This window comes from Sphingopyxis sp. SCN 67-31 (assembly GCF_001725095.1).
In genome coordinates this window covers 18,270-28,655 of record NZ_MEFH01000013.1, presented here as the reverse complement: position 1 = coordinate 28,655, position 10,386 = coordinate 18,270, and the positions used below count along the sequence as shown (strand labels likewise).

Here is a 10,386-nt window from a genome sequence, read left to right as displayed (position 1 = left end):
ATCCCGCGCGCAGTCAGCCGGCGCGGGAACTCAGACGTTCAGCGAGAAGAGCCGGGGCGGACGTTCGGGCCCGATAGATCGGAGCCCCGCAATCTGACGGTCCGTGCCGATGACATGCAAGTCGGCAGACGGCGTCAAGGACAAGGCCGCCATCACATTGGGCACGATCAGGTTCGGGCCGGTATCGCCATGATGGTGGTGGCCGGCGCCGAGCGGATCGTCGGGCTGGCTGTCTCCGACGGGCTCCTGACCATGGTGATCGAGAAACGTGCCGTCGCTGCCATGGTCCGAATAGATCGGGAAACTGCCGATATTGTCATGCGCGTGCAGCGCGATCAGCGCGGGCATATGCTGAATCTGGTCGGCAGCTTTCACCGGAGCGGTTGCCGCATAAAACGCCATCAGCGCGACGCACAGCGACGCGACGAAGCGATAGTAAAAAGAGGCGAGCCCTGTCCGCACGCCCTCGCGTGTAATTGCGGGCAGAGCGCTTGACAAGTCGAAGTGGTCCGAAGTCGATCTTCGCAGCGAAGCTCGTCGCGGGCGAATGGCTCCGGGCTGATCCGATCCGAGCGTTTCGCGCCAAGCGGCGGGTCAGCGCCGAGGCCGTTCTCGCCTTCCAATATATCCAGTCTGCGGGCGCGCCGATGCGCCGGCGATCAGGCCGAAAAGAGGGCAGCGTCTCTCCTGCCGGGCCCGCGTGGACGTGCGGCAGCTTACGGCCGCCTGCGGCGGCCGGAGAGGCAGAGGAAAGGGCGGGCGGGTGACGGATTGGTTCGGGAGAGAGTCGCCCGGGTCCGTCACGGAGATCCAGCTATGACCCTTGCACCCCCTGCCCCTGCCCACAAAACCTCCGCGGGCTACAAAGTCGATATCTCGCGCGGACAGCGTATCGGCCGCGTCTCTTCCGAATGGTTCTCGCGGCCCGACGACGAGCGCTATCTGTCGCTCACGGAACTCTATGAAGCCGTGCGGCTCAGGTCGGAGACCGCGACCGCGCGGACCGTCGAAACGCGTTCCATTCGCGTCGTCGCAGCGGCCGACGACCCGGAACGGCTCCACCTGCTCCTTCCGGATCGGGATGCGCCGGTGGCTCCTACCCACTGGTCCTTCGGCCAAATGTGCAGTCTTGTCGGAGCGCCTTCTGCTTATCTTCGGCAGCTGCCCGCGGCGCTCGCGGGTATCAACATGCAGCACGGCCTGCTCGCGCACCGCCGGGAGCTTGTGAAGACCCTCGAGACCGGCGACGGCCGCACCGAATTGCGTGCCGTGACGGGGCCCGATTATGGTCGCATCTGGGATCATGAGCTCGTGGCTGCGGTGATGAAGATCGCGGGCAACGGCACCGGCGACACGCGCTGGAAAGTTCCGGGGCTCCTCGACTGGTCCACGATGCGGCACAATCCGTTCGTCGAGGTCACCAAGGATACCACGACCCTCTATGCGAGCGACCGCGACATATTCCTCTTCCTGGTCGACGACGCCAATCCGATCGAGGCGGGCCGGCTGCCCAATGGCGATCCCGACCTCTTCTTTCGGGGTTTCTATTGCTGGAACAGCGAGGTCGGCTCGAAGGCGCTTGGCATGGCGACCTTCTATCTTCGCGCCGTCTGCATGAATCGCAACATCTGGGGCGCGGAGGGCTTCGAGGAAATCAGCATCCGCCACAGCAAGTTCGCGGCCGGGCGCTTCGCGCAGGAAGCGGCGCCCGCGCTCGAGCGTTTCGCATCCTCCTCGCCCGGATCCTTCGTGAACGGGATCAGCGCGGCGCGCGCCGCGATCGTCGCCCGCGATGACGCCGACCGGCAGACATTCCTGCGAAAGCGCGGCTTTTCGAAGGGAGAAAGCGAGCGGATCATCCGCAGCGTCCTTCAGGAAGAGGGGCATCCGCCCGCGTCGATCTTCGACTTCGTGCAGGGGATCACCGCACTCGCGCGCGAACGTCCGCATCAGGACGGGCGGCTCGAACTGGAAGCGAAGGGCGCCAAGCTTCTGGCTTCGGTCCACTGACCTCTCCCGCCGTTCGGCATGCCGGCGCGGCTCTTTCCCTTCAGAGGGAGAGGGCTGCGCCGGAGCCATGACGGGCCAGGAGCCGGGAGAGAGTCTCGCGGCGGCTCGTCATGGAGAAGCATCATGACGAAACAGGCAAAGATCAGCCTCAGCGGCGCCAAGGAAATCCCTTTCAGTGCCCTCGTGCTGAGCCAGGCCAATGTGCGGCGCGTGAAGGCGGGAGTGTCGATCGACAGCCTCGCGGCGGACATTGCGCGGCGCGGTCTGCTGCAGAGCCTCACTGTCCGCGCGCAGCGCGACGAGGAGGGCCAGGAAACCGGCCGCTACGAAGTGCCCGCCGGCGGGCGCCGTTTCCGCGCGCTCCAGCAGTTGGTCAAGCAGCGGCGCATGTCGAAAACCGAGCCGGTCCCGTGCATCGTTCGCGAGGATGACGCCGTGTCGGCCGAAGAGGATTCGCTCGCCGAGAACGTCCACCGCGAACCGCTGCATCCGCTCGACCAGTTCCGCTCGATGCAGAAGCTCGTCGAGCAGGGAACCGACGTCGAGACGATCGCGGCTACATTCATGGTCACGCCGGCGGTCGTGAAGCAGCGTCTCAAGCTTGCTGCTGTCTCACCGAAGCTCCACGACATCTACGCCGAGGACGGGATGACGCTCGAACAGCTGATGGCCTTCTCGGTCTCTAGCGACCATGCGCGCCAGGAACAGGTATGGGAGATGCTCTCCACGAGCCACTCGCAGCAGCCTTGGTACATCCGCGCGCGCCTTACTGAGGACAAGGTGCGGGCATCCGACAAGCGCGTCCTGTTCGTGACGCTCGACGCCTATCTCGCCGCTGGCGGCCATGTCCTTCGCGACCTGTTCGAGAGTGACGACGGCGGTTGGCTCGAGGACGTATCGCTGCTCGATCGGCTGCAGGCCGAGAAGCTCGATTCCGAAGTGGCCGTGATCGTCGCGGAAGGCTGGAAATGGGTCGAGACCGCGGTGGACTTCCCCTATGGTCACACCTTCGGGTTCCGGCCGCTTGATGGCATCGCGCCCGAAAATAGTGCCGAGGATGAAGCTCGGATCGAGGCTTTGCGCGAGGAAGCCGACCGGCTCGAAGATGAATGGGCGGGCTGCGAGGAAATCCCCGACGAGATCAGCGCCCGGATCGATGCGATCGACGAAGAGATCGCGCCGCTCGTCTCGAGGCCGCTGGTCTATGAGCCGGAGGAAGTCGCGATCGCCGGCACCTTTGTCAGCATCGATGTCGACGGCTCGCTGCACATCGAGCGCGGCTTTGTTCGTCCCGAGGACGAACCGCAACAGGCGGCCGATGAGGATGGCGAAAGCGGCGATGGCATTGACGGTGATGCGACCGGCGACGGAGCGCAGGAAACCGCGCCCCCCGAACCGGATACGGGCGGCGGCGATTCCCGTGAAGAGGAGGACCCCGACGATCTCGTCCGTCCGCTTCCCGACAAGCTCGTGACCGACCTGACGGCGCACCGCACCCTCGCGCTGCGCGACGCGCTCGCGTCGAGTCCGCTGGTGGCTTTCGCTGCGATGCTCCATGCGCTCGTTCTGGAATGCTTCTACACCTGCGCCTCTTCGGCGAGCTGCGTCGGCATTTCGCTGCGCAACCATTCGATGATCGGCTATGATGCAGCGCTGAACGACACGCCGTCGGCCCGGGCCATTCGCGAGCGACACGAAGGTTGGTCGGCGCGGTTGCCCGATGCGACCGTCGATCTTTGGGACACGCTTGCGGGTCTCGACGCCGACGACCAGGCCGCGCTGTTCGCGCATTGCGTCTCGTTCGGCGTCAATGCAGTGTGGGAACCGGCGACCCGCTATAACGAGGGCCGCGTCTCGGCGCGCGCGGTCGCGTGCCGGATCGAGCATTCGCATATCCTGGCGCGCGCATCGGGGCTCGACATGGTCAAGGCCGGCTGGATCGCCACCACCGCCAATTATCTCGGGCGGGTGACGAAGCCGGGCATTCTCGACGCGGTCGAGGAGGCTTGCGGCGCCGAAGCCGCCGGCCGCATCGCGGGCCTGAAGAAGCCGGAAATGGCGAGCGCCGCCGAGGATCTGCTCAAAGCGACCGGCTGGCTTGCGCACCCCTTGCGCACGCCCGTCCTTGACGCCGCCGCGGGCGATGACGAGTCCGCCGCAGCCAATGACGACGAGTGTGTCGGCGAGCAGGGTGATCAAGAGCTGGCCGGCGACGACATCGACGCGATCGCGGCCGAATAGCGCCGTCGGGTCCGCATCCGGGGAGCTCGGCCTCGCGCCGGGCTCCCCGATTTTTTGCCGCCCCCTTGAAATCGGACCGCCGGGCGCGAACATCGGTGGCGTCCGGCAGGGGCTGCCAGACCGGTGAGCGATACCTCCGTCGGATCGAACGGCGGGAGGACGCGCACCCTGATGCGAAGGAGCCCCCATGCCTAGCCCCGCTGCAGACGTTGCACGCCGCCTCGCCGACGATGCCGAGGCCGTGTGCCGCCGCTATCTTTCGCACGGACGACGCGAGGGCCATTATTGGATGGTCGGCGACGTTCGGAATACGCCGGGACGGAGCCTCTACGTCCGTCTGTCGGGCACTGCCGACGGTCTCCGCGCGGCGGGGAAATGGACCGACGCCGCGAGCGGCGATCATGGCGATCTCCTCGACATCATCTCGGCGTCCTGCGGCCACGCCTCCTTCCGTGAAACACTCGACGAGGCGCGCCGTTTTCTCAGTCTCCCGCGGTCATCGCCGCCCGCGCGAAATGCCGCGCCGCGCAAGGCGAAGCGCGGGACGCCGGAAGCCGCAAGGCGCCTATGGGCAGGATCGAAGCCGCTTGGCGGCACTACTGCTCAGTCCTATCTTGCGGCCCGCGCGATCACCGAGCTTCGCGACGCCGAATGGCTTCGTTGCCATCCTCACTGCTTTTACCACCCGTCCGACGAGGATGCTCCCGACGTTCGCCGGGCCTGGCCTGCACTCATCGCAGGTGTCACGGACGAAGCAGGGCGTATCACTGGTGTCCATCGAACCTGGCTGGATAGTGCGGGCAGCACCAAGGCTCCCGTCGCCTTTCCCCGCCGGGCCATGGGACAGCTTCTCGGTCACGGCGTTCGTTTCGGCGCTCCGGCGGCCGTGATGGCGGCGGGCGAAGGACTCGAAACGATCCTGTCGCTTCGCCAGGTCGCCCCTGCAATGCCGATGATCGCTGCGCTTTCCGCAGCGCATCTCGGCGCGCTTGCCTTCCCCCGCGGTCTGGAACGTCTCTATATCGCGCGCGATGACGACCCCGCGGGCGAGGCGGCCATTTCGCTCCTGTCCGACCGAGCCCGTCCGCACGGGATCAAGGTCGTTGCGCTCGAGGCGGAGCGGGGCGATTTCAACGCCGATCTCATGATGCTCGGCCGGTCCCGGATGGTCTCTTCGCTCCGGTCGCAACTTTTGTTGGCGGACTGCTCGCAGCTTCTGTGAGCGTTTGCAAGCGGCCGGCAGGAGGCGGGTGGAGCGGGTTGCAGTCGCGCGCATCCGCGTGTCCGCGCTCCGGCCTTCGCAAGAGGGCGACTGCAGCGACCCGCCGCGACCCCGCAATGGCGGCCGCGCGGCTCTTTTCCGCCGGGCCGCTTCGCGTCCCTTTGCATCGCGAAGCAAAATAGCCTTCGTCCGCCATCCTCCGCCTTCGGCTCCGGCCGTGGCCCGAAGGGCCGCGGTGCAGCTCGCCGCGGGACGCTGCGGGTCGTCGCCGCGAAGGCCGTGCGAGCGCGGCGAAACCCGAATGGAGACGATCATGGCCAGTCACGCCCATCCCGCCGACGATCCTGCCGAAACCGGCGCCACGCATTTACTGCTCCAGGAGATGCAGCTCTTTGGATATCGCCCTTATGACGACGAACCCGACCCACGGCCGCTTCCCGATGCGCGCCTCGCGTCCGGCGCGGTCGCCGACATCTTCGACGCGCTCGCGAGCTGCCTCGAGGAGACACGGATCGAGCCCGATCTCGAAGACCTGCTCTGGAATATGGTCAATATCTTTCATCGCGCCGGCGAGCGGGTCGAGCGCGGTCTCGACGACAATGAGCAATTGCAACGGCGCGCCCAGCGCGAGCAGGACGGAAGCGAAATCCGATCGGTCGAGCTCGAACGCCTCGTTCAACAAGGGATCAGCCTCATCGAACGGCGCGACGCGATGGAATTCTTTCGCGAGCATGCCGCCGAGCAATTCCGGCTTCATTGCCGCAAGGCCTGGACTCCGCGAGCGGGATCGCGGGCGCAGCACCGCTCGATGACCGCGGCGATGATCGACAGCCGCGATTTTCTCGATGCGCGGCTTCGGCAGAAGGCCGCCGCGCTTCTCCCCGAGGGGACCCGCATCCTGTTCACGGGCGGCGCGGATGTCGACGATCATCGGACGATATGGGACGCGCTCGATCGGACGAAGGAACGCCATCCCGACATGATCCTGCTTCACGGCGCGACGCCGACGGGCGCCGAACGCATTGCGGCCTGCTGGGCCGACACGCGCGGCGTGACCCAGGTGGCCTTCCGCCCCGATTGGAATCGCCATGGCAAGGCAGCGCCGTTCAAGCGCAACGACCGCATGCTGGAAGCCCTTCCGGTCGGCATCATCCTCTTCCCCGGCACCGGCATTCAGGACAATCTTGCGGACAAAGCGGCCGAGTTGGGCCTTCCCATCTGGGACTTCCGCAGGCGCAAACCCTGAGTTTGGCTGGGCCTTGCGCGCATTCCGGCGAAATAGCCTCAATCTGGGGCTATTTCGCGAATATGTTTGAAATATTTTTGTAACATCCGCAAATTTGCAGAATATTCGATCGCTCCGACCAGCGGCGATCACCCGTCGCCGGCGAGACGCCCATTGAGAGGGCAGCGTTCGCGGGCCATGACGAGGAGCAGCGACGGTCGGCCGACTTGGCGACGACCACCGGCCGCTGCCAAGGGTCGCAATGCCGACGATGGACGCTGCGCATGCCTTTGCGCTCGACGTCACGCGCGTGAAGGATGCAGCCGGTCTCGCGGACCTGTTGCACGAAGCCTGCGTTCGCATGGGCTGTTCCTGGTTCGCGCTCAGCCATCATATCGATTTTTTGGCGGCGCCCGATCGCGGCGTCAGGGTCCACAATTATCCCGAGGACTGGGCACGATGGTTCGACGACCGCGGCCTCGGTCTGACCGACCCGGTGCATCGTGCAAGCCATCGCAGCCTCGAAGGCTTCCTCTGGCGCAACATGAAGCCGCTCGCCGGCGAACGGCCCGAAGACGAGCTGATCCTGAGCGAAGCGCAGCGCCATGGCATCGGGGATGGCCTTACCATCCCGGCGCACGTCCCCGGCGAGATCCATGGTTCGGTATCGTTCGCCTGGAGGCCAGGGATGCCGGCAAACGACCGGGCGCTGCTCTTTGCCCGCATGATCGGGGGCCCCGCCTTCGAGGCCGCGCGCCTGCTCGCCAATCCCGAACTCGCGCAGGTCGGGCCGCGGTTGACCGACCGACAGCGCGAATGCCTGATCCTGGCGGCCAAGGGCAACAGCGGGCCGAAGATCGGGCGCATCCTCGATCTCAGCCCCGACACGGTTCGCGAGCATCTTCGTAACGCGCGGCAGCGCTATGAGGCGAATGGCGGCATCACGCTGACGGTCCGGGCGCTCTATGCCGGCGACCTCAGCTACGAGGATATCGCCAAGCGCTGAACTTTTTTAACCGGCACCCCCCGATCATGCTATGGTGCGGGGGCAAAAAGCCGTTCAATTGGATGGCCTCTTTTCAAAGGAGGCATCCATGTTGTTCGTTATCGACCATTCCAATCGCGCCCATGAGCATCAATTGCTTCGCGCGATGTTCGAGGCGCGCAAGCGCGTCTTCATCGATCTTCTCAAATGGGACCTGCCGGTGCTCGCCGACCGGTTCGAGATCGATCATTTCGACGATCCCCACGCAACCTATCTGATTGTCGGCGATCCCGCGGGCCGGCATCTCGCTTCGGCGCGCCTGCTTCCGACCACGCGGCCGGCGCTTCTCGACGGCATCTTCCCGACCCTGGTCGACGGCGCCGTGCCGTCGGGGCCCGACATCTTCGAGATCACCCGCTTCTGCCTGTCGCCCGGGATCGGCGCACGGCAGCGCCGCATGGCGCGAGATACGCTTCTCGTCGGTCTCGTGGACTTCGCGCTCGCCAACGGCATCCGCTCCTACACCGGCGTCGCGGAAATCGACTGGTTCGCACAAATCCGGACCTTCGGATGGGATTGCCGGGCGCTCGGCGAGCCGGCTCTGCATGACGGCCGCGCGCTGACGTCGCTGCGGATCGAGATCGATGCGGGCACACCGGCGAAGCTCGAAGCGTCAGGCATCATCGCCGATCGAGCGGGTGAGCCCGTCGCAGCCAACGCAGCCTGAAGGGAGCCGGATCATGATGACCAACCCCGATCTGGCCGCTGCCGGCCAACCATGCTCGCCGGCAATGCAGGCCCTGCGGGACGATGGCTATGCGATCGTTCGCTCGGCAGCACCCGCCGATCTCGTCGCGGCGATCGGTCGCGACCTCGATCCGCGCTATGCTGCCACCCCCTTTTGCGAAGGCGGCTTCTACGGCGAACGGACCAAGCGCTTCGGCCGCTTGCTTATCCGCTCACCCCATGTCGGGGCGCTGGTGATGAACCCTTCGATCCTGGCGCTGGCCGAGGCCGCGCTCGGCGACTGGTGCGATCGCATCCAGCTCAATCTCGCCCAGGCGATCGAACTCCATCCCGGGGCCCTCGCTCAATTTCCGCACCGCGATCAGGATATGTGGCAGGGCGCGCTCGGCGAGGTCGAGTATCTCGTGAACGTGATGTGGCCGCTCACATCCTTCACTGCGGAAAATGGTGCCACGCTCATCTGGCCGCGCAGCCATGGGATCGAGGCGCTTGTCGAAGAACCGGCGGAAGAGGCGATCATCGCCGAGGCGGAGCCGGGGGATGCGATCGTCTTCCTCGGATCCACGCTGCACGGGGCCGGCGGCAATCGCAGTTCATCGGTGCGACGCGGGATCATCATCAGCTACTGCCTCGGCTGGCTCAAGCCATACGAAAATCAATGGCTCGCCTATCCGCCCGAGATCGCGAAGGACTTTCCACCCGAGCTCGCCGCCCTGACCGGCTATGTCCAGCATCGGCCCAATCTCGGCAATTTCGAGGGCCAATGTCCTTCGATCCTGTTTCGCGGCTATCCTCCCGACCCGATCGCGGCGGTGGATGCCCTTCGCCCCGATCAACAAGCGCTTCTCGCCGACTATATCAGCGATCAACGGTCGGCGGGCGAGGGCGGGACGCTGGCGGCATGAGCCCCGGGGCCACAATGGAGCGAGTCTATCTCGACCTGAAGGCGCGTATCCTGGCGGGGACCTACCCGCCGGGGACGCGGCTCGAGGCAGCGCAGCTCGCCAAGTCACTGGCATCCAGCGCCACGCCGGTCCGCGACGCCCTGTACCGCCTTTCGGGCGAGCGGATCATCGAGAGCTGGCACCAGGAGGGCTTCCGGCAGCCGCTGCTCAGCGAGGCAGACCTCGTCGACCTCTATTGGTGGACCGGGGCGCTTCTTTTGTTGGCGCTCAAAGGAAGGACGCCAAGATCCGACTTGCCTGGCGGACTCGTAGATCTTGCGACTCACCCATCTTATCCGGAGGGTATTGAAAGCCTGTTCCGGACCATCGCAATAGGCAGCAGCAATGGCGAACTTCGCGCTTCGATCATCAATTGTGTCGAGCGAAGCATGACAATTCGCACGTTGGAGGCGCGCGTCGACGGGGTCGCGAGCGATGCGCTTACGTCAATGGCGGATGATTACCGGTTCGGTCGGTGGAGCGCTTTGCGCAGCAAAATCACACGCTTCCATCGCCGCCGTGCGTCGCATGCGGGCCGTGTCGCCGCCGAAATCCGGCGCCGCTCCGAGCCGCTGGATAATATTCGGAGAATATGAGTCGTATTAAATTCCTATACGGCGCGTCCTCCCTAGCTTCGAAAGCGCCGCAATTCCGCGGCTTCATGGAGGTAGCGATCATGGAACGCGCAACCAATGAACTGATCGAACTCGGCAGCGTCTCGACGGACACCGCCGGCGACGTGCCGCTCGGCATCGAGCAGGGCGGCAAGTTCGAGGTGACCGGTCTCCGCCAGGACTGACCGTGATCCCCGGGGGTCGGCATTGCCGGCTCCCGGTCTGCGCTTCTTGCTCGCCACGGAAAGGAATGGTCAATGGAACGCGATACCAACGATCTCGTCGAACTCGGCAATGTCACCGCCGACACCGCCGGCGACATCGGCCTGCCCATCGAAATGGGCGGCCGCGAGCATTGGGCCGGTCTGCAGCAGGACTGACCGGGCAGCCGGGAGCCG

Annotated in this window: 11 protein-coding genes; 10 read left to right on the top strand and 1 reads right to left on the bottom strand. The window is 65.6% G+C overall.

Going from position 1 to position 10,386, the window contains the following annotated elements:
- Nucleotides 1–30: 30 nt before the first annotated feature.
- Nucleotides 31–348 (bottom strand): hypothetical protein, encoded by a 318-nt coding sequence (locus ABS88_RS01515; protein ID WP_286748769.1) that lies wholly within the window; start codon nucleotides 346–348, stop codon nucleotides 31–33.
- Between the two features lie 468 nt (nucleotides 349–816).
- Between ABS88_RS01515 and ABS88_RS01510 the strand changes: the two genes are divergently transcribed.
- From ABS88_RS01510 to ABS88_RS01465, 10 genes are all read left to right on the top strand, one after another.
- Nucleotides 817–2,010: a DUF932 domain-containing protein gene (locus ABS88_RS01510; RefSeq protein WP_286748768.1), complete on the top strand. Its 1,194-nt coding sequence runs from the start codon at nucleotides 817–819 to the stop codon at nucleotides 2,008–2,010.
- A 123-nt stretch (nucleotides 2,011–2,133) separates the two neighbouring features.
- Entirely contained in the window at nucleotides 2,134–4,251 is a 2,118-nt protein-coding gene (locus tag ABS88_RS01505) for a ParB/RepB/Spo0J family partition protein (RefSeq protein ID WP_286748765.1), read from the top strand.
- A 187-nt stretch (nucleotides 4,252–4,438) separates the two neighbouring features.
- Entirely contained in the window at nucleotides 4,439–5,473 is a 1,035-nt protein-coding gene (locus ABS88_RS01500) for a DUF7146 domain-containing protein (protein ID WP_286748763.1), read from the top strand.
- A 313-nt stretch (nucleotides 5,474–5,786) separates the two neighbouring features.
- The gene (locus tag ABS88_RS01495; protein ID WP_286748761.1) at nucleotides 5,787–6,719 is read left to right on the top strand and encodes a DUF2493 domain-containing protein; all 933 of its coding nucleotides are present in this window, start codon (nucleotides 5,787–5,789) and stop codon (nucleotides 6,717–6,719) included.
- Nucleotides 6,720–6,960: 241 nt separating this feature from the next.
- On the top strand, nucleotides 6,961–7,704 hold the full coding sequence (locus ABS88_RS01490) for a helix-turn-helix transcriptional regulator (protein ID WP_286748760.1): 744 nt from the start codon (nucleotides 6,961–6,963) through the stop codon (nucleotides 7,702–7,704).
- Between the two features lie 88 nt (nucleotides 7,705–7,792).
- On the top strand, nucleotides 7,793–8,410 hold the full coding sequence (locus ABS88_RS01485; RefSeq protein ID WP_286748759.1) for an acyl-homoserine-lactone synthase: 618 nt from the start codon (nucleotides 7,793–7,795) through the stop codon (nucleotides 8,408–8,410).
- Nucleotides 8,411–8,426: 16 nt separating this feature from the next.
- Complete coding sequence (locus tag ABS88_RS01480; protein WP_286748842.1) at nucleotides 8,427–9,335, top strand: phytanoyl-CoA dioxygenase family protein; 909 nt, start codon at nucleotides 8,427–8,429, stop codon at nucleotides 9,333–9,335.
- A 14-nt stretch (nucleotides 9,336–9,349) separates the two neighbouring features.
- Nucleotides 9,350–9,970 carry a GntR family transcriptional regulator gene (locus ABS88_RS01475; protein WP_286748757.1) on the top strand — a complete coding sequence of 207 codons (621 nt, stop codon included), beginning with the start codon at nucleotides 9,350–9,352 and terminating at the stop codon, nucleotides 9,968–9,970.
- Between the two features lie 80 nt (nucleotides 9,971–10,050).
- Nucleotides 10,051–10,173, top strand: a complete 123-nt coding sequence (locus ABS88_RS01470) for a hypothetical protein (RefSeq protein WP_286748756.1) — start codon at nucleotides 10,051–10,053, stop codon at nucleotides 10,171–10,173.
- A gap of 72 nt (nucleotides 10,174–10,245) precedes the next feature.
- Nucleotides 10,246–10,368: a hypothetical protein gene (locus ABS88_RS01465; RefSeq protein ID WP_286748755.1), complete on the top strand. Its 123-nt coding sequence runs from the start codon at nucleotides 10,246–10,248 to the stop codon at nucleotides 10,366–10,368.
- Nucleotides 10,369–10,386: the final 18 nt, after the last annotated feature.